At 62.7% G+C, this 18,824-nt stretch carries 14 protein-coding genes and 2 tRNA genes; 9 read left to right on the top strand and 7 right to left on the bottom strand.

Annotated elements, in window-relative coordinates:
• Window positions 1-200: 200 nt before the first annotated feature.
• Both ACP7DD_RS09415 and ACP7DD_RS09410 read right to left on the bottom strand, forming a co-directional pair.
• Complete coding sequence (locus ACP7DD_RS09415; RefSeq protein WP_426174500.1) at window positions 201-1,118, bottom strand: diguanylate cyclase; 918 nt, start codon at window positions 1,116-1,118, stop codon at window positions 201-203.
• Window positions 1,094-2,782: a PAS domain S-box protein gene (locus ACP7DD_RS09410; RefSeq protein ID WP_426174499.1), complete on the bottom strand. Its 1,689-nt coding sequence runs from the start codon at window positions 2,780-2,782 to the stop codon at window positions 1,094-1,096. Before ACP7DD_RS09410 ends, ACP7DD_RS09415 begins: the two co-directional genes overlap by 25 nt.
• 787 nt (window positions 2,783-3,569) lie before the next feature.
• Here ACP7DD_RS09410 and ACP7DD_RS09405 point away from each other — a divergent pair.
• From ACP7DD_RS09405 to ACP7DD_RS09365, 9 genes are all read left to right on the top strand, one after another.
• On the top strand, window positions 3,570-3,923 hold the full coding sequence (locus ACP7DD_RS09405) for a TMEM175 family protein (protein WP_426174498.1): 354 nt from the start codon (window positions 3,570-3,572) through the stop codon (window positions 3,921-3,923).
• A 104-nt stretch (window positions 3,924-4,027) separates the two neighbouring features.
• Window positions 4,028-6,163 (top strand): M3 family metallopeptidase, encoded by a 2,136-nt coding sequence (locus ACP7DD_RS09400; RefSeq protein ID WP_426174497.1) that lies wholly within the window; start codon window positions 4,028-4,030, stop codon window positions 6,161-6,163.
• 81 nt (window positions 6,164-6,244) lie between these two features.
• Complete coding sequence (locus tag ACP7DD_RS09395; RefSeq protein ID WP_426174496.1) at window positions 6,245-8,368, top strand: M3 family metallopeptidase; 2,124 nt, start codon at window positions 6,245-6,247, stop codon at window positions 8,366-8,368.
• Window positions 8,369-8,486: 118 nt separating this feature from the next.
• Entirely contained in the window at window positions 8,487-8,699 is a 213-nt protein-coding gene (locus ACP7DD_RS09390; RefSeq protein WP_426174495.1) for a VF530 family DNA-binding protein, read from the top strand.
• Window positions 8,700-8,711: 12 nt separating this feature from the next.
• Window positions 8,712-9,011 (top strand): DUF4404 family protein, encoded by a 300-nt coding sequence (locus ACP7DD_RS09385; RefSeq protein WP_426174494.1) that lies wholly within the window; start codon window positions 8,712-8,714, stop codon window positions 9,009-9,011.
• Between the two features lie 235 nt (window positions 9,012-9,246).
• Window positions 9,247-11,460, top strand: a complete 2,214-nt coding sequence (locus ACP7DD_RS09380; RefSeq protein ID WP_426174493.1) for a YgiQ family radical SAM protein — start codon at window positions 9,247-9,249, stop codon at window positions 11,458-11,460.
• A 260-nt stretch (window positions 11,461-11,720) separates the two neighbouring features.
• On the top strand, window positions 11,721-12,884 hold the full coding sequence (locus ACP7DD_RS09375) for a GGDEF domain-containing protein (protein ID WP_426174491.1): 1,164 nt from the start codon (window positions 11,721-11,723) through the stop codon (window positions 12,882-12,884).
• Between the two features lie 134 nt (window positions 12,885-13,018).
• The gene (locus ACP7DD_RS09370) at window positions 13,019-13,471 is read left to right on the top strand and encodes a hypothetical protein (protein WP_426174490.1); all 453 of its coding nucleotides are present in this window, start codon (window positions 13,019-13,021) and stop codon (window positions 13,469-13,471) included.
• Window positions 13,468-14,373, top strand: coding sequence for a DUF2145 domain-containing protein (locus ACP7DD_RS09365; RefSeq protein WP_426174489.1), 906 nt, complete (start codon window positions 13,468-13,470; stop codon window positions 14,371-14,373). The genes ACP7DD_RS09370 and ACP7DD_RS09365 overlap by 4 nt, the downstream gene beginning before the upstream one ends.
• A 50-nt stretch (window positions 14,374-14,423) precedes the next feature.
• On the opposite strand, the gene ACP7DD_RS09360 is transcribed toward ACP7DD_RS09365, so the two are convergent.
• The 5 genes from ACP7DD_RS09360 to ACP7DD_RS09340 form a co-directional block, all read right to left on the bottom strand.
• Complete coding sequence (locus tag ACP7DD_RS09360; RefSeq protein ID WP_426174488.1) at window positions 14,424-15,056, bottom strand: ABC transporter ATP-binding protein; 633 nt, start codon at window positions 15,054-15,056, stop codon at window positions 14,424-14,426.
• Window positions 15,047-16,111 (bottom strand): hypothetical protein, encoded by a 1,065-nt coding sequence (locus ACP7DD_RS09355; RefSeq protein ID WP_426174487.1) that lies wholly within the window; start codon window positions 16,109-16,111, stop codon window positions 15,047-15,049. The genes ACP7DD_RS09360 and ACP7DD_RS09355 overlap by 10 nt, the downstream gene beginning before the upstream one ends.
• 245 nt (window positions 16,112-16,356) lie before the next feature.
• Window positions 16,357-16,433, bottom strand: a tRNA-Asp gene (locus ACP7DD_RS09350).
• Window positions 16,434-16,478: 45 nt separating this feature from the next.
• Window positions 16,479-16,554: transfer RNA gene (locus ACP7DD_RS09345), tRNA-Val, on the bottom strand.
• Between the two features lie 112 nt (window positions 16,555-16,666).
• Complete coding sequence (locus ACP7DD_RS09340; RefSeq protein ID WP_426174486.1) at window positions 16,667-18,796, bottom strand: S9 family peptidase; 2,130 nt, start codon at window positions 18,794-18,796, stop codon at window positions 16,667-16,669.
• Window positions 18,797-18,824 lie beyond the last annotated feature (28 nt).

Below are 18,824 nucleotides of genomic sequence, written 5' to 3'. Positions count from 1 at the left end.
CTCCGGGCGGCGCCAGCCGCCCCATTGCGGACATTGAAGATGCATGTTTGACGCAGTGGTTTCTTGAATTCTTTAAGTCGGGATTTAACAATGAAACCACGAAATCCCCGGAGCGATTGACCTTTCCCAACCGCGTCTGAATTAGTTTGGATTTCATGGGCTGACCAAAAAAAGACCTAAAGATCACGCAGCCCAGCCGGTCATCGTTCATCTTCAAAGCGTACGGCATTGCGGCCGGACTCCTTGGCGCGGTACATGGCTTCATCGGCTCGGCGGAATAAGTCCATCTGGTCTGATCCGGTGGGCGAAAAAAGTGCGCCGCCAATGCTGGCGGAACATCGGTGCGTAATTGCAACCTCACCCAAGCCCTGATGCACCGTAAAGGTGTAGATATCCGAAATGCGTTTGCGAACTTTCTCAGCAATCCGCATGGCGAGTCGGTGCGAATCCGTCTGGCTGTTGCTTAATGCCCCCAGCGCGATAACGAACTCATCACCGCCGATACGGGCTACGGTGTCGACTTCACGAACACTATCCCTAAGCCTGTTGGCGACTTCCTTGAGCAAGAGGTCGCCCACTGCATGGCCAAATTGGTCATTGAGGGGCTTGAAGTTGTCCAGATCGATCACCAAAAATGCGCCGTAGGTTCCACTGCGCTTGTTGCTGACTATGGTCATATTGAGGCGCTCTTGCAACGGGCGCCGGTTAGCAAGTTTGGTCAGGCTGTCATGGAAAGCGTAGTCGTACATGAGGGTTTCGGCTTCTTTGCGAGCCGTGATATCGGCATGAACGATCACCGCGCCCCGGTCGCCAGTGTGCATGGGCGTAGCCGTCATGACAAACCAGCGCTGCTTTTCTGGTGAGTGACAGGGATACTCACAACTGAATTTTGGCAACTTACCGTTCATCACGGATTCGATCCCGTCGCGGATGTTGACAATGTCAGTGGGCTCGGGCGGCAAGGTGGTCAGGGCGGCGAGGTAGTTGGCCCCGACGTCGACGTTATCGTTTCTAGCGCTATTCAAGCAGCCGCCATTGTCTTCGGCGAATCGTCGCCAGGACTCGTTGGTTGCCACAATGATCCCGGACTCGTTCAACACTGCAATCTCGCTGGACACCGAGTCAAGGATGTCCTTCGTAAACAGTCGGCCCTGTTCCAGGGCCCATTCGGCCTGCTTGCGTGCGCTGATGTCGCGTGCCGACGCGTACAGGAAGTCGACACCGTCCAGCACCACGCCCTTGGCATCTCCACATCCAAGATTATTCCGTCCTTGCGCCGATAACGGGTCTCAAAGGCCCTCGGCTGGTCAATCAGTCGACCTATTTCGGGAATCAACTCATCGGGCTCAAACATGACGTCCCAGTCGCGGACGTTAAGCCGTGCTGCTTCTTCCGAGGTATAACCAAGCAAAAGGGCAAACGATTGACTGAATTGTAAGACATTCCCGTCACGGTCCAGAATGTGGATGCCGTCACTGGCTGTGTCGAGCAAGGTCTGTAGACGCGCAGTCAAATTCTTTCTATCGGTAATGTCCTGAATTTGGGACACAAAGTGAACCGGCGTACCGTCCAGTGTGCGAACTAGTGACACATTAAGCTGCGCCCAAATGGTTCGACCGTATTTGTGGAAATAGCGCTTCTCCATTTCATAGGTGTCGACAACGCCCTGTAGCAATTCCTCAATGTGGTGCAGGTCCAATGCCAAGTCATCTGGATGAGTGATTGTTTGGAAATCGGTCACGAGCAGTCCGGCTTCGCTGTAACCTAACAACTTGCATAACGACTGGTTAACCTTGAGAAAGTTTCCATGAACGGAAACCAGTGCAATGCCATGCGAAGCCGCTTCAAACGATCCGCGAAATTGCGACTCGCTGATCACGAGCGCCGCTTCGGCAAGGCGGCGCGCGGTAATGTCCTGAAACGCGCCCACCAGACGCACGGGCTTGCCATGTTCAAATTCGGCCACACCCAAGGCACGTACCCAAATTCCGGTGCCATCTTTCTGAATAAACGGTAGCTCAAGATTCCAGTGTTGGCCGGTTGCGATCGCCTTTGTAACTGCGGCCTCAATCACTGGTCTTGCCTCTGGCGCGTAAAACTCGATCGCCTCGTTCAGCTGGGGCGAATACCCGAGCGCAACCCCATGAATGCGGCAGGTTTCATCGGACCAGAAAATCGTGTTTGCGACCAGATCCAATTCCCAGCCACCGATCCCTGCCATAGAGCCCGTACGTTCCAGCAGCGTTTTGGTGCGTTGCAAATCAAGGTGCAAGGTATTTCTGCGCTGAACTGCATGAGACCCTTCGATAATTCTAGCGGCGGTGGCCGCAAGAGCCACTAATTTCTGGGCCAGGCTAGCGTCTGGCGAATGTGCCGTGCAATCTACAACACACAAGGTACCCGCGCGCTGTTGGAATCCCAACATTATCGGCGCGCTGGCGAAAAATCGGATTCCGACTGGTCCGGTAACCCAGGGGCTGGCAAATAATCGAGGGTCATGCGCAGCGTCGTCCACCACGACCAGTTCTTCATTATCCTTAGCGAGGGCCACAAACGTCTCGTCGCTCAGCAGGGCCGATACTGCAGCAGGATCGACAGTCGCGACATAACAGGGTTGCGTACCATCAGAAAAGGCAATCCACGCCACAGTCACCCCCAACGCAATTGTGAGACACTCCAATAGGGGCAGGGATTCGGGCAGGGTGTCAGCATCCGACACCAGGGGTGGACGCGTCGCAGTGGACGACAGCTTGGGGGGCGAAGTAAGTGAGAGGTCGTCCATGAGTCGCTATCCATTCTCAAATGCGGCTTGGGGACGACAGGCCTTGATTGCGGATTATTACTCGCTTTGTCGAGAAGCTGGCATTTCCCACCTCCAGACCAAGGAGCCAATCATGGACAGCCCAAATGGGAGTGACGGCTTCTGGCCGAAAGCGGAAGTTACCCGTAGACGATTGTACCGTACAGGTATACCCGTGCGAGGCGCTGCCATCGAGACGCTTTTCGTGTCTGACACGGGTTGATACGGCACCTTCGAGACATCGCCGCCTGATTGTCTAGATCCCAACGAGACGATATTCATGGCCTTCCGGTGCTTGCAGTTACCGCGAGCATGCCACCATGGAATACGAGCCAGAGCGGTCGATTGCAAGCTCATTTGCAGATAGCGTGAGCATGAGCGCCCCGTCATTTGCAGTTAATCCGAGCCGAAATCAGCGTCGAATGCGAGCACGCCCATTTTCAAACGCGAGCCGCTACACATCCGTACACTTACACAAGCCGTTGATCGGTCCAAATTGACGTCGAGTGGGCGCCTGCCGCCTGAAATGGTGAAGGAGCGCCTGGTCATCGTTTTGAACGGCAAGATGGAGGAGGGCTGCATGGTAGTACCGCTGTCTTCAACGAAGCCTGCAAATATCGCTAACGGAATCAATGTCCTCGTCGACAGTACAATGATTGCTGGCCACTCCTTTTTCGTAGCAAAGGATCGATGGGCTTCGGGTGATCAGATGCAACAGGTGAGTAAGTTGCGGTTGCGTACATTTCACCCAGATCGAAATCAACGCCCTGTGCTTCCTCACCTGCACCTGCTGTTCTGGCTGTCGCTGCTGCCGTTCGTCACCGGCTGGATGGGGGAGAACCATTTCCAGACCATGCCGGTCGACGACTACGGCGTGGTGCTACTGATGTGCGCCGTCGCCTACTCGATCCTGGCGCGCAGCCTGTTCGCGCATCACAGCGAAAACGCCGCCCTGGCTGAAGCCATCGGCAAGGACCGCAAGGGCTGGATATCGATCGTGCTGTACATACTCGGCATCGGCCTGTCGCTGCTGCATCCGTTGCTCGGATTCGGCATATACATATGTGTAGCGATCATGTGGCTGATTCCCGACAGCCGCATCGAAAGCCGCCTGAAACACTGACGCCGCGGGCGCAGTGACGGCGCCAGGTCATCCTGATATCATCACGAACCCATGTGCTGCCGCTTACCGAGCGGCAGCGTCCCCAAGCGCCCGTGAAAGATGCCATGAACCGTCCACACCTGCTGATCGTTGCCGCCAGTCTCGCCTTCATCCAACCTGTCTTCGCCGCCCCGGCCGCCCCTGTGACCGCGCTGGAAGCGTCGAACCCGTTCGCCAAACTGAGCACCTTGCCATTCCATTACCCGGCCTTCGACAAGATCAAGGACGAGCATTTCGTGCCGGCCTTCGCGGCGGGCATGCGCGAACAACTGCGCGAGATCGACGGCATCGCCAACAATCCGAAGCCGGCAACGTTCGACAACACGATCGTCGCGATGGAGCGCTCGGGCCAGCTGCTGACGCGCGTGGCGACCACGTTCGCCAACCTGCAGGGCGCTAACACCAACGACAAGCTCGACGAAATCGACCGCGAAATGTCGCCGAAGCTGGCCGCGCACAACGATGCCATCTTCCTCAACGCCAAGCTGTACCAGCGCGTCAAGTCGCTGTACGACAAGCGCACCAAGCTGGGCCTCGATGCCGAATCGGCCTACCTGCTCGAGCGCTACAACAAGGACTTCGTGCGCGCGGGCGCCAAGCTCTCCGCTGCCGACAAGGTCAAGCTGAAAGCGTTCAACGGCGAAATCGCCACCTTGCAGACGACCTTCACCCAGAACGTGCTGAAGGAAATTAACGCGTCGGCGCTGGTCGTCGACACCCGCGCCGAGCTGGCCGGCATGTCGGAGGCGGCCATCGACGCCGCTGCGGCGGAGGCGAAAAAGCGCGGCATGGACGGCAAGTTTGTCGTCGCGCTGATGAACACCACCGGGCAGCCGCCAACTGCGCTGCTGACCAACCGCGCCGTGCGCGAGCGCCTGATGGCGGCATCGATGGCGCGCGGCAGCCGCGGCGGCGAATTCGACAATCGCACCGTCGTCACCCGCCTGGCCAAGCTGCGCGCCGAACGTGCAACTCTGCTCGGCTATCCGAACTACGCCGCCTATTCGCTGGAAGACCAGACCGCCAAGACCACCGGCGCGGTCAACAAGCTGCTGGCCGAGTTGGCCAAGCCGGCCGTCACCAACGCGCGCAAGGAAGCGTCCGAGATCCAGAAGATGATCGCCGCCGACAAGGGCACCTTCCAGATTTCGGCGGCCGACTGGGACCTGTACACCGACAAGGTGCGCGCGGCGCAGTTCAACTTCGACGAGAACCAGCTGAAGCCATATTTCGAGCTGAACAACGTGCTGGAGAAGGGCGTGTTCTTTGCCGCCGGCAAGCTGTACGGCCTGACGTTCAAGGAGCGCAAGGACCTGCCGGTGTACAACCCGGACGTGCGCGTGTTTGACGTGTTCGATGCGAACGGCAAGCAACTGGCCATTTTCCTGGCCGACATGTACGCGCGCAGCAACAAGCAGGGCGGCGCATGGATGAACGAATACGTGTCGCAGTCGGGCCTGATGGGCACGCATTCCGTGGTGGCCAATCACCTCAACATTCCGAAGCCGCCGGCGGGCGAACCGACCTTGCTGACGTACGATGAAGTCAAGACGACCTTCCACGAGTTCGGCCACGCGCTGCACGGCATGTTCTCGAACGTGAAGTTCCCGCGCTTTTCCGGCACCAACGTGCCGCGCGACTTCGTCGAGTACCCGTCGCAGGTCAACGAGATGTGGGCGCTGTGGCCGGAAGTGCTGGCCAACTACGCCCGCCACTACAAGACCGGCGCGCCGATGCCGAAGGAATTGCTCGACAAGGTAGTCGCCGCGAAGAAATTCAACCAGGGCTTCATGACGACCGAATACCTGGCCGCGTCGCTGATCGACCAGCGCTGGCACCAGCTGACGCCGGCGCAGGTGCCGACGGACGTGCTCAGCTTTGAGGCCGCCGCGCTGAAGGAGGCCGGCATCGACTTCGCGCCGGTGCCGCCGCGCTACCGCACGACGTACTTCTCGCACAGTTTCTCCGGCGGTTATTCGGCCGGCTACTACGCCTACCTGTGGAGCGAAAAGCTCGACGCCGACACGGTCGAGTGGTTCAAGGAAAACGGCGGGCTGACGCGCAAGAACGGCGACCACTTCCGCAAGACGCTGCTGTCGCGCGGCGGCACGATGGATGCGATGGACATGTTCCACAGCTTCCGTGGTCGCGATGCGAAGATCGAGCCGCTGCTCGAGCGCCGCGGCCTGACGGCGCAGTAAGCTCAAATCCACAACATGGGGTCCTCGCGCAGGCGGGGACCCCGTTCAGCCAATTCAGCTAAACCAGCCAAGAAAAAATTCATGACCCGACCACGACTACTGCTGATCGCCGCCGCACTTGCAATGCCTTTCGCTGTAGCGGCCCCCGTTGCCGCCTTCGACGCCAGCAACCCTTTCGCCAAGCAAAGCCCGCTGCCATTCCAGTACCCCGCCTTCGACAAGATCAAGAACGAAGACTTCGCCCCGGCCTTCGCCGAAGGCATGCGCGTGCAGGCACTCGAAATCGCCGCGATCGCCAACAATCCAAAGCCGGCCACGTTTGAAAACACGATCGTTGCGATGGAGCGTTCCGGCCAGTTGCTGTCGCGCGTGAGCAGCGTGTTCGGCAACCTGTCCGGCGCCAACACCAACGAGACGATGCAGGCGCTCGACCGCGACCTGGCGCCGAAGCAGGCTGCCCACAGCGACGCCATCCGCCTGAACCCGAAGCTGTTCGCCCGCATCAAGACGCTGCACGACAAGCGCGCCAAGCTTGGCCTCGACGCCGAGTCGCTGTATCTGCTCGACCGCTACAACACCGACTTCGTGCGCGCCGGCGCGCGCCTGTCGGCCGCCGACAAGGACAAGCTGAAGGCCTTCAACGCCGAACTGGCCAGCCTGCAGACAACGTTCAGCCAGAATGTGCTGAAGGAAGCGAACGCGTCCGCGCTGGTGGTCGACACCCGCGCCGAACTGGCCGGCATGACGGAAAAAGCGATCGACGCCGCCGCCGCCGAAGCGACCAAGCGCGGCCTGGCGGGCAAGTTCGTTGTGCCGGTCGTCAACACCAGCGGCCAGGCGTCGCTGGCTGTGCTGACCAACCGCACCACGCGCCAGCGCCTGCTCGACGCATCGCTCGGCCGCGGCAGCAAGGGCGGCGATTTCGACAACCGCGCCATCATCGTCAAGCTGGCGACCCTGCGCGCCCAGCGCGCCGCGCTGCTCGGCTACCCGAGCCACGCCGCCTATGTGCTGGAAGACCAGACCGCGCGCGACACCGGCGCCGTCAACAAGCTGCTCGGCGAATTTGCCAAGCCGGCAGTGGCCAACGCGCGCAAGGAAGCGGCCGAGATCCAGAAGGTAATCGACGCCGACAAGGGCGGCTTCCAGGTCGCCGCCCAGGACTGGTCGTTCTACTCCGACAAGGTGCGCGCCGCGCGCTTCAATTTCGACGAGGCGCAGCTGCGCCCGTACTTCGAACTCAACAGCGTGCTGACCGACGGCGTGTTCTTCGCTGCCGGCAAGCTGTATGGGCTGTCGTTCAAGGAGCGCAAGGACCTGCCGGTGTACGATCCGGACGTGCGCGTGTTCGACGTGTTTGATGCCAACGGCAAACAGCTGGCCATTTTCATTGCCGACATGTACGCGCGTGGCAACAAGCGCGGCGGCGCGTGGATGAATGCCTACGTCGGCCAGTCGCGCCTGCTGGGCACCCATCCGGTGATCGGCAACCACCTCAACATTCCGAAACCGAGCGCCGGCGAGCCGACCTTGCTGACGTTCGACGAACTGCGCACCTTGTTCCACGAATTCGGTCACGCCTTGCACGGCATGTTTTCCGACGTGAAGTATCCGCGCTTCTCCGGCACCCGCGTGCCGCGCGACTTCGTCGAGTTCCCGTCGCAGGTCAACGAGATGTGGGCAGTGTGGCCGGAAGTGCTGCGCAACTACGCCAAGCATTACCAGACCGGCGCGCCGATGCCGCAGGAATTGCTCGACAAGGTGCTGGCCGCCAAGAAGTTCAACGAAGGCTTCCGCACCACCGAGTACCTGGCAGCGTCGATCCTTGACCAGCGCTGGCACCAGGTCGGCGTGAACAATGTGCCGACGGACGTGCTCGCGTTCGAAGCGGCCGCGCTGAAGGAAGCCGGCGTCGATTTCGGGCCGGTGCCGACGCGTTACCGCAGTACCTATTTCTCGCACGTGTTCTCCGGCGGCTACTCGGCCGGCTACTACGGCTACCTGTGGGCCGAAAAGCTCGACGCCGACACCGTCGAGTGGTTCAAGGAAAACGGCGGCCTGACGCGAAAGAATGGCGACCACTTCCGCAAGAAGCTGCTCTCGCGCGGCGGCACGATGGATGCGATGGACATGTACCGCGGCTTCCGCGGCCGCGAAGCGAAGATCGAGCCGCTGCTCGAAAAGCGCGGGCTGACGGCGAACTGATCCGGTCTGGGGCCTGACCCGGTTGGGACTCGGCGTCGCCGTCAGACCCCGGTGTAGCTGCCGGCGACGACGATACGGTATATACTTTCTCACAACAACCCAAGGAAACTTCGCCGCAATGAGTGTTCAGGAATTACACGGCATCACCCTGGAAGCGATCCTGACGCGCTTGGTCGACCACTACGGCTGGGAGCAGCTCGGCAAGCGCATCGACATCAACTGTTTCCTCAGCGACCCGAGCATCAAGTCGAGCCTGAAGTTCCTGCGCAAGACGCCGTGGGCGCGCGCCAAGGTCGAAGAGTTATACCTGCAGACGCAGTTCACCCCATAAAGCGAGACGACCATGTTGAACGAAAACGCATCGAACCTGAAGCAGCATCTGAAGACCCTGCACGCCGACCTGGCCAGCACGGGCGAGGTGGACGCGGAACTGAAAGACCTGCTGCGCCAGCTCGACGGCGACATCAAGACCTTGCTCGACCGCCGCATGGCCGAAGACGCCGGCGTCGATGCCGAAGAAACGACGACGTACGGGCTGGCCGAGCGCTCGCAGGAAATCACCGCCAAGTTCGCCGCCAAGCACCCTCGGCTGGAGCCCGCGCTGCGCGAGTTGGGCACGATTCTGGCAAATATGGGTATCTGAGGGTCGCCGCCAGCCACACCGGGGTCTGACCCTTAGGGGTCATAGCCCAGACGCGAAATCCGCAAGCTATTGAAAAGTAAGACGTTTTTGTGCATGAGTTGGCAACGGAAACTGCCCGCCTCGCGGCTTCCCGCGGCGTTTTCCGGTACAATGCGGCCCAATGAGCTCCCCAATCAACCTGTTTGCGACCGTCCCGAAGCGGTCTAGCCGCGCTGCCTCTGCGCCTTTTCTGCCGATGTCCCGCGTCGAAATGGACGCGCTCGGCTGGGATTCGTGCGATGTCATCCTCGTCACCGGCGACGCCTATATCGACCACCCGAGCTTCGGCATGGCGCTGGTCGGCCGCCTGCTCGAGGCGCAAGGCTTTCGGGTCGGCATCATTGCCCAGCCGGACTGGCTGTCGGCCGAGCCGTTTCGCGCGCTCGGTAAACCAAACCTGTATTTCGGCGTCACCGCCGGCAACATGGACTCGATGGTCAACCGCTACACGGCCGACCGCAAGATCCGTTCCGACGACGCCTACACGCCCAACGGCGAGCCGAACAAGCGTCCCGACCGCACCGTCACCGTGTACGCCCAGCGCGCGCGCGAAGCCTACCCGGACGTGCCGGTCATCATCGGCTCGATCGAGGCGTCGCTGCGCCGCATCGCCCATTACGATTACTGGTCCGACAAGGTGCGCCGCTCGGTGCTGCCCGATTCGAAGGCCGACCTGCTGCTGTTCGGTAACGCCGAGCGCGCGCTGGTCGACCTGACCAACCGCCTGGCGGCCGGCGAAAACATCCGCGACATCCGCGACCTGCGCGGCACCGCCTTCATGGCGCCCGCCGGCTGGCTGCCGGCCGACGACTGGACCGTGGCCAACTCGACCCGCGTCGACGTGCCCGGCAAGGTCGACGCCCATCCCGATCCGTATGCGATGGCTCAGGAAGACAAGACCGCGTGCGCGACCGACAACGCCGGCGCGGCGCCGGAGGTGATCAAGCCGATCCGCATCATGTCGCGCGAGGAGCGCCTCGCGCTGGCCAAGGAAAAGCACGACAAGACCGTGGTGCGCCTGCCGGCCTACGACGTCGTCAAGGACGACCCGGTGATGTACGCGCACGCCTCGCGCGTGTTCCACCTCGAAAGCAATCCGGGCAACGCGCGTGCGATGGTGCAGGCGCACGGCGAGCGCGACGTCTGGCTCAACCCGCCGCCGCTGCCGCTGGCCATGGACGAGATGGACGGCGTCTACGACATGAACTACGCGCGCGCGCCGCACCCGAGCTACGGCAAGGCGAAGATTCCCGCGTGGGACATGATCCGCTTCTCGGTCAACATCATGCGCGGCTGCTTCGGCGGCTGCACCTTCTGTTCGATCACCGAGCACGAGGGCCGCATCATCCAGAGCCGCAGCGAGCCGTCGATCCTGCGCGAGATCGAGCACATCCGCGACAAGACAAAGGGTTTCACCGGCACCATTTCCGACATGGGCGGCCCGACCGCCAACATGTACCGGCTGGCCTGCAAGGAAAAGACGATCGAGGAATCGTGCCGCCGCCTGTCGTGCGTGTACCCGACCATCTGCGTCAACCTGGGCACCGACCACAGCAAGCTGATCTCGCTGTACCGCAAGGCGCGCGCCATTCCCGGCATCAAGAAAGTGCTGATCAGCTCGGGCTTGCGCTACGACCTGGCGGTGCGTTCGCCCGAGTACGTCAAGGAGCTGGTGACCCACCACGTCGGCGGCCTGCTGAAGATCGCGCCGGAGCACACCGAAGAAGGCACCTTGTCGAAGATGATGAAGCCGGGCATCGGCGCCTACGACGAGTTCAAGGCGATGTTCGACAAGTTTTCTTTGGAGGCGGGCAAGAAGCAGTACCTGATTCCTTACTTCATCGCCGCCCACCCGGGCACGACGGACGAGGACATGTTGAACCTGGCGCTGTGGCTGAAGAAGAACAACTTCAAGCTCGACCAGGTGCAGACCTTCATGCCGACGCCGATGGCGATGGCGACGACGATGTACCACTCGCGCAAGAATCCGCTGAAGAAGGTGACGGCCGATTCCGAAGTGGTCGAGACTGCCAAGAGCGGCAAGGTGCGGCGCGCGCACAAGGCGTTCTTGCGCTACCAGGATCCGGCCAACTGGCCGATCCTGCGCGAGACCTTGGTGAAGATGGGCCGTGGCGACCTGATCGGAAATGGCGACAAGCACCTGGTGCCGAGCTGGCAGGCGTCCGAAGACGGCGGCCTGGCCGCCGGCGAGCGCAAGCGCCAGACGTCGGGCGCCGGCACGCTCGACAAGTTTGCCGCTGCGCCCAAGCGCGTCAGCGCACGGGCGATTGCGCCGACGCCGTTCATCGCTCCCGAGTCAAAGGTGCGGCCGTCGATCCTGGCGACCATCAAGACCAAGCCGAAGGCCGCCGCGGCCCCGCAGCAAAAAGGCCGCGCCGGCCGCAAGTAAGTGCCAACTCGCGCCGGGTGCAACGCCCGGCGCGGGGAAGCGGCCGTCATCCCTGCGGCGATGACGCATCATAATTAGACCCCGCGCACTAAATCAAAACGTCCCATTCAAATGCCGTGTGATATAGTTCCACAAGGAAACACATGTGGCAATTTAGGCATCTGCCTCGGCGTCGGGTCGCACCCTCGATCCGCCTAGTTCAACGGCCTCGTTGTTGCCAAAAAATTAGCAACAGGCACGCCCACCCACGAGGAATGGCAGTGATCGATATCAGGACCTTTATGCTGGTGCTCGCCATCGGCAATATTGGCTTCGCCATGCTGGTGGCTGGCTATGCGCGTTCGGCCCCCATGCCCGCGGCCCTGCGCGTGTGGGCCTGGGCCAAGGTGGTGCTCGGTTGCGCCCACCTGCTCGGCTGGCTGCATCCCGACCTGCCTTACTTTGTCGTGCCGCTGTTCGCCAATACCGCGATGATAGTCGGCACCGCCCTCGAACTGGCCGCGTATTGCATTTTCTTCCGCTTCGCTGGCTGGAAGCCGGTGCTGGTACCGTGCACGGTGCTGGCGCTGTTGATCTTTCATAGCGCGCGTTACGGCGGGGCGTCGAGCAACCAGGCGATGGTGCTGATGTCGATCATTATCGCGCTCTACACCGGCGCCATGGCGTCGATTTTGCTGCGTCCGGACAAGAGCTACTCGCTGTTGCGACGCCTGATCGGGGTCAACGACCTGATCTTCTTCTGCGCCATCGGCCTGCGCGGCTACACCGGCATGGTGCAAGGCCAGATGACAATGTTCACGCCGGGGCTGGTCAACAGCATGACGTTCGTCGCCGGTTTCCTGCTGATGATCGTCAACAGCTTCGGCTTCCTGCTGCTGTGCAAGGAAGAGGACGACCGCACGATGGCGCTGCTGGCCACCACGGACAGCCTGACGGGCCTGGTGAACCGGCGCGCCTTCTTCGAGCGCACCGAAAGTGCGCGCCTGCTGGCCACGCGCCTGCGCAGCCCGATTTCGCTGATGATGGTCGACATCGACCACTTCAAGAAGCTCAACGACCGCTTCGGCCACGCCACCGGCGACGAAGCGCTGTGCGTGTTCGCCGACACCGCCCGCACTGCCTTGCGCGAGCACGACATCATGGGCCGGCTCGGCGGCGAGGAATTTGCGCTGGTGCTGCCGGGCACCGACCTCGAAGGCGCCATGCAGGCCGCAGAGCGGCTGCGCAGCGCGGTGTCGGCGGCCGTGCTGCCCACCAGCGGTAACCAGTACACGATGACGGTGAGTATCGGCGTGGTGGTGATCGGCCCCAACGAGCACATCAACTCGGCGCTGGCGCGCGCCGATCACGCGCTGTACGCGGCCAAGAGCGCCGGGCGCGACCGCGTGGAGACCGGCGCGCCAAGCATGCACGTAGCTTGCTGACCGATGCGGCGCCGATGCCACAGCGGCGGCGCGCCGATTCGCCGCTGAGGGTCGCGCTGTGCCGCGCAGCCTGTTATATTCTTCAGTATTCACGCGCAGTTAGCGCAGCCCTTCATTTCGACCAAGGATTTTCCATGACTTCTCACCCCTTGCGCGGCGCCTTCCTCGCCGCCGCCCTCGGCGTCGCGGTGCACGCGCACGCGGGCAGCTTCACCTCGTCGGCGTCCTCCGCCGGTTCGGCCTCGAGCGGCAGCGTTTCCGATTCGTTCCAGGGATCGAGCAACAGTTCGACGGGCGACCACAAGCGCGCCGACGGCAACTACCAGATCATCGACATCGACCAGACCCCGGGCCGCGCCGGCAGCACCCGCGTTGCCATGCAGGCGGGCAATCCGCAGCAGCGCATCGTGCTCGACCTGCCGGCCGCCGTGTTCGCCGCGCAAGGCCTGGCGCGCGGCGACATGATCCACGCGCAGAACCGTTCGTACGGCATCGAGTTCGCCCGCGCCGACACGCGCCAGGCATTCTTCTTGGTGCTCGAAGACAAGGTCTACAACGAACTGGCGCCGCGCAAAGTCGCGTTGTGAAGTTTGCCGCACTGCTGGCGCTGGCAGGCTTGATCGCTGCCGGCGGCGCGCAGGCGTCGTCCGGCACATTGTCGCCGGCGTTTTGCGACCGTACGCAACCGCTGACGGCGAGCCAGCAAGACAAGCTGCTGCGCTTTGCCGCGGTCGTGCGCGAGGAGCTTGGACAGGATGGCGGCGACGCCGCGCTGGTGAGCCGCTCAGGCCTCGACCTGTCGCGCTTTCAGATACGCTACTCGCACACCGCGGTCGCCTCGCGCGATGCGGCCGGCGTCTGGTCGGCGCGCCAGCTGTACTACGCTTGCGACGAGCGCCGCCCGCGCATCTTTGACCAGGGCGTGGCCGGCTTCGCGATGGGCATCGACAATCCCGCGCTTGGCTACGTGTCGATCGTGCGGCTGCCGGCCGTTGCCGCGGCAACGTTGCGCCAGGCCGCGCTCGATACGCCGCGCGTGCTCGACCTGGTCGCGGTCGACTACAGCGCGAACGCGTATGCATTCAGTTTGCTTTACCAGAACTGCAACCAGTGGGTGATGGAGATGCTGGCGGTCGCGTGGGGCGAGCTGGCCGCCGGCGACGGTTTGCGCGCGCGTGCGCAGGATTGGCTGCGCCTGGTGCAGTACGAGCCGCAGCCGATCGCAGTCGGTTCGCGCTTGCTGATGATGGCTGCAGCCTTCGTGCCGTTCCTGCACCTTGACGACCATCCGGCGGAAGATCGCGATGCCATGTTGCTGCGCGTCAGCCTGCCGACCACGGTGGAAGCGTTCGTGCGCGAGCGGGTGGCCGGCAGCGAGCGCATCGAGCTGTGCCACGATGGCCGCCGGGTGGTCGTGCACCGCGGCTGGACGCCGATCGCCGAAGGCTGCAAGCCGGGCGAGGGAGATCGCATGGTGCCGCTGGATTGATGTCGTTAGCTGTCGATCCTTCGTTCCCGCCTGCGCGTGATTGACGGCATTCAGGTCGCGTATGAATCAAGATCGAGCATGCGCGCCACCGTCAGCTGCGGATCGAGATGGCTGGTCAGCACGATGCACGTCTCTCTGGCCGCCGCGCGCTGCTCCAGCTCTTTTCGCAAATGCGCCATGCCGGCGGCATCGAGTCCGTTAAACGGCTCGTCGATCAGCAGTAGCGTCACCGGCAACGCCAGCGCGAGCGCCAGCTGCAACTTCTTGTGCTGGCCCAGCGACAGCGTGGTGAGCGCCTGCGGCAGCACATCCATGATCCCGAACGCCGCCAGCTGCGCCTCGAGCGCCTGCCTGCGCGTAGCCGGATACAGCGCCAGGTGCAGGTCGACCCACTCCGTCACCGTCAGCCACGGCAGATCCGGACTATCGCCGCCGCAGTAGAAGCTCGAGAGCCGGTACGCGACCGGCGCTTGCGCGCTGTCGACGCCATTCATCGCGATGGTGCCCGCCGCCGGTGCCAGGGCACCGGCCAGCAGTTTCAGCAAAGTCGTCTTCCCCATGCCGTTGGCCCCGCGCAGCCACGTGATGCCAGGCGCCAGCGCGACTGAAAAACCGGCAAAGACGCGGCGGGTATCGAAGTGAAAACGCAACGCATCGATCTTCAACACAGGACTCAATTCCATATTTCGCTTCCTACCGCGGTGAGTATGACGATCGACGCGACCACGAGTCCAACTCGCGCGCGCGGATTAAAGCGCGGGATTGCCACCAGCAGCACAGGCGCCAGCATGGCCAGCGTCAAGTACACGTGGCCGGCCGTATGCTGCCACAGTCCCGCGCCGAACAACAGCGCCAGCAACAGCGCGACCGGCGCCAGCGAAAACGCGCGCGCGCACATTTCGAGCGCGCGCCGTTGCAGCGGCCACGCCGCCATGATCGGGCGCAGCACGCCAAGCTGTTCGCGCACCGCCTTGTCGCCTCGGTCGGCCAGGAGAATCAGGGAAGCACTCGCCGTCAGGTCGAGCACTCCGCCCATGATACCGGCCGGCGCCATGGTCCATGCTACTGCGCTGGCGATGGCGCCGAGGAGCAGCGCCGATTGCTGGTGTCCGATGACGTTATCGCCGCGCCAGAAGGGCAGCCAGAACAAGCGGTGCCAGAGATAGGCGATGCGCGGGCCACGCCATGGCTCGCCGAGCGCCAGCGTTGTTAGCCGGCGCAAGCGCGGGCCTGGGCGCGGCCCGCGCGCGCGCAGATGCAGGATTGCGCTTGAACAGCCGCATGTCACAAGGAAGGAGAACACGGTCGCAGGCAGCGCGCGGTCGGCCTGCAGCCATTCCGGGCCTTGCGACATCCAGATCGCGGCGGACACAATGTACGCCAGCGCCAGCGGGCCAGCTAGTATGCCGGCCACCAGCGCATCGGCCGCCAGCGCGATACGGGGCGGGATCGGCAGCGGATGCATGGCGAGCACCACGTCCCGCGGCAGCACGCGCCGGCGCAGCAGGAACAATGGCAGGCTCATTGCCATGCCGTGCGCGAGCAGCAGCGGGATCGATTGATAAAAGGGGAGGGCGCTCGCCGCCATCGGTGGCATCGCGATCAGCGCGAACAGGCCAATCAGTACCTGGCCAAACACCAACACGACGATTTCGCCTGAGCTCTTGAAGCTGGCGATGAAGTCGGCCAGGGCGTGGCGCGCCAGGCGGATCCGAAACGTCACGTATGCGTGGGCCAAGGTGTCCCGATCTGAATAGACGACGTACATATGCGGTGAGATGCACAATAGAAAAAGGGCCGGACGAATCGGGCCCTTCTCTTCAATGCTGGCGGAGCGGACGGGGCTCGCCTACCTGCGGCAGGCCGCCGAATCGCTTGCAAGCGATTCGCTTCGAGTCCCAAACCGGACTCCCCGCAGGGGGGGTCCTTTGACCCGTATGTATAAGAAAAAAGCCCCGACAAGCAGGGCTCTTTTCGTGATGCTGGCGGAGCGGACGGGACTCGAACCCGCGACCCCCGACGTGACAGGCCGGTATTCTAACCAACTGAACTACCACTCCGTATTACTCTGATCGGTATTGCTGATCATGAATCAGTCTCTGATTTGGTGGGCGCTGAGAGGCTCGAACTCCCGACCTAAGCCTTGTAAGGGCTCCGCTCTACCAACTGAGCTAAGCGCCCGCACACTTCTAATCAGATCTGCTTCAGACGTTTGTCACCACGTCTTAAGAGGCCCGAATCATATCTAGTAATTTCACGGCGCGCAAGGCCTTTTTGTTACGCCCGCGCTTTTTTATTCGCCAATCTCCCACTGCGACAGCATCCACGCCATCTGGAAAGCACCCTCGCGAATGGCGTCATACCGACCCGAAGCGCCGCCGTGGCCAGCGCCCATGTTGGTTTTGAGCAGCAGCGGATTGTTGTCGGTCTTGTGCGCGCGCAGCTTGGCCACGTATTTGGCCGGCTCCCAGTACATCACCTGGCTGTCGTTCAGCCCGGTGGTGACGAGCATCGCCGGATACTTCTTGCGCTCGATGTTGTCGTACGGCGAATAGCTGCGCATGTAGTCGTACGCCGCCTTCTGGTTCGGGTCGCCCCATTCGAGGTACTCGCCGGTCGTCAGCGGCAGCGATGCGTCCATCATCGTGTTCATCACGTCAACGAACGGCACCGCCGCGTGCACGGCGCGAAACAGGTCCGGACGCATGTTGACGACCGCGCCCATCAGCAGGCCGCCGGCGCTGCCGCCTTCGATGATCAGGCGGTCCGGCGACGTCCATTTGTTCTTCACCAGAAATTCGGCGCTGTCGATGAAGTCATTGAAGGTGTTCTTCTTTTTCATCAGCATGCCGTCGTCGTGCCAGTGCTCGCCCATGTCGGTGCCGCCGCGGATGTGCGCCTGCACGTAGATGACGCCGCGCTCGAGCAGGCTGATGCGCTTGCTGGCAAACGTCGCCTCGGTCGAATAGCCGTACGAGCCGTACGAATACAGCAGCAGCGGCGCCCTGCCGTCGAAGCGCGTGCCCTTGCGGTACACCGCCCACAGCGGCACCTTGACGCCGTCGCGCGCGGTGACCCACATGCGCCGCGTGACGTAGCGCTTCGGATCATGGCCGCCCACCACTTCCTCGCGCTTGAGCACGGTGCGCGCGCCAGTGGCCATGTCGACGTCGAGCACGGTCGGCGGCGTCACCGGCGACTGGTACGACACACGGTAGGCGCCGGACGAAAATTCCGGGGTGCCGGCGCCGCGCGCCAGGTACACCGGGTCGTCGAACTTCACGCTCTTCCACGTCTTCTTGTTGAAGTCGTAGATGCGCATGCGGTTCAGGGCATTCGTCTTTTCGCTGACCACCAGGTAGTCGCGGAACGCTTCGACGTTTTGCACCAGCACCTTGCCGTCATGGCGCAGCAGCGGCTTCCAGTTCTGCTGCTGTGGCGCGCTGGCCGGCGCGGTGACCACGCGGAAATTCTTGGCGTCCTTGTTGGTCGTGATGAACAGCTCGCCGTCGCGGTGCTCGACGCGGTAGCGGTGGCCTTTTTCGCGGCCCAGGGAAACGAATGCGCCTTCTGGCTGGCCGGCCGGCAGCAGCCGCACTTCGCTGGTATCGGTGGCGCCGATGTCGAGGCGGATGAATTGCTTGTCGCGCGTGGCGGACACCTGCAGGTCGAACTGCTCGACCGGCTCGTGGTACACCTGCACCGGCGCGCTGCCCAGCTTCATGCGCAGCAGGCGGTCGCCGCGCTTGGTGGTGGCGTCTTCCTGCACGAAGAACAAGGTCTGGTTGTCGGCCGCCCATGCCGCGCTGGTCACGCGCGGCGCGCTGTCGGGCAGCAGCTGGCCGGTTTTCAGATCCTTGACGAACAGCGTGTACTGGCGAAAGCCGGTGGTGTCGGTGGCATACGCGAGCAGCCGGCCGTCCGGGCTGACCAGCACGCTGGCGACGGCGAAGTACTTATGTCCTTCGGCCATCTTGTTCTGGTCTAGCAGGATTTCTTCCGGCGCGGCCGGGTCGTATGCCATTTTCGCGCCGGCCGGGCGACGGCAGATGATCTGGTACTGCTTGCCCGCTTCGAGGCGGTTGTAATAGTAGTAGTCGCCCTTGCGGGTCGGCACCGACAGGTCGACTTCCTGCATGCGCCCCTTGATCTCGGCGTACAGCTTGTCCGACAGCGGCGCAATCGACGCCGTCATGGCGTCGGTGTAGGCGTTCTCGGCGTTCAGGTGGGCGATGACGTCCGGGTTTTCCTTCTTCTGCAGCCAGCGGTAGTCGTCGGTGACGACGGCGCCGTGGCGGGTTTCCTGCCAGGCAGCCTTGGCCGCGACCGGCGCGACCGGGGCGTCGGCAGCGCCGGCGGCGCCGGCGGCGAGCGCCAGGGCAGCGAACACGGTGGAGATGGTGGAGATGGTGGGGTGGGACACGTACGCTCCTGGAATTTTGTTGTGGTCG

Origin of the sequence: Massilia sp. TWR1-2-2, assembly GCF_049897565.1 — a bacterium.
Classification (GTDB): Bacteria; Pseudomonadota; Gammaproteobacteria; order Burkholderiales; family Burkholderiaceae_D; genus JAFCUW01.
The sequence above is the reverse complement of the archived record's forward strand: the minus strand, read 5'-3'. Positions and strand labels throughout refer to the sequence as shown.

Bases quoted from the DNA above. Each gene is read 5' to 3' on its own strand.
- ACP7DD_RS09410 (WP_426174499.1), bottom strand. From the start codon at position 2,782: ATGGACGACCTCTCACTTACTTCGCCCCCCAAGCTGTCGTCCACTGCG.
- ACP7DD_RS09400 (WP_426174497.1), top strand. From the start codon at position 4,028: ATGAACCGTCCACACCTGCTGATCGTTGCCGCCAGTCTCGCCTTCATC.
- ACP7DD_RS09395 (WP_426174496.1), top strand. From the start codon at position 6,245: ATGACCCGACCACGACTACTGCTGATCGCCGCCGCACTTGCAATGCCT.
- ACP7DD_RS09390 (WP_426174495.1), top strand. From the start codon at position 8,487: ATGAGTGTTCAGGAATTACACGGCATCACCCTGGAAGCGATCCTGACG.
- ACP7DD_RS09385 (WP_426174494.1), top strand. From the start codon at position 8,712: ATGTTGAACGAAAACGCATCGAACCTGAAGCAGCATCTGAAGACCCTG.
- ACP7DD_RS09380 (WP_426174493.1), top strand. From the start codon at position 9,247: ATGTCCCGCGTCGAAATGGACGCGCTCGGCTGGGATTCGTGCGATGTC.
- ACP7DD_RS09370 (WP_426174490.1), top strand. From the start codon at position 13,019: ATGACTTCTCACCCCTTGCGCGGCGCCTTCCTCGCCGCCGCCCTCGGC.
- ACP7DD_RS09360 (WP_426174488.1), bottom strand. From the start codon at position 15,056: ATGGAATTGAGTCCTGTGTTGAAGATCGATGCGTTGCGTTTTCACTTC.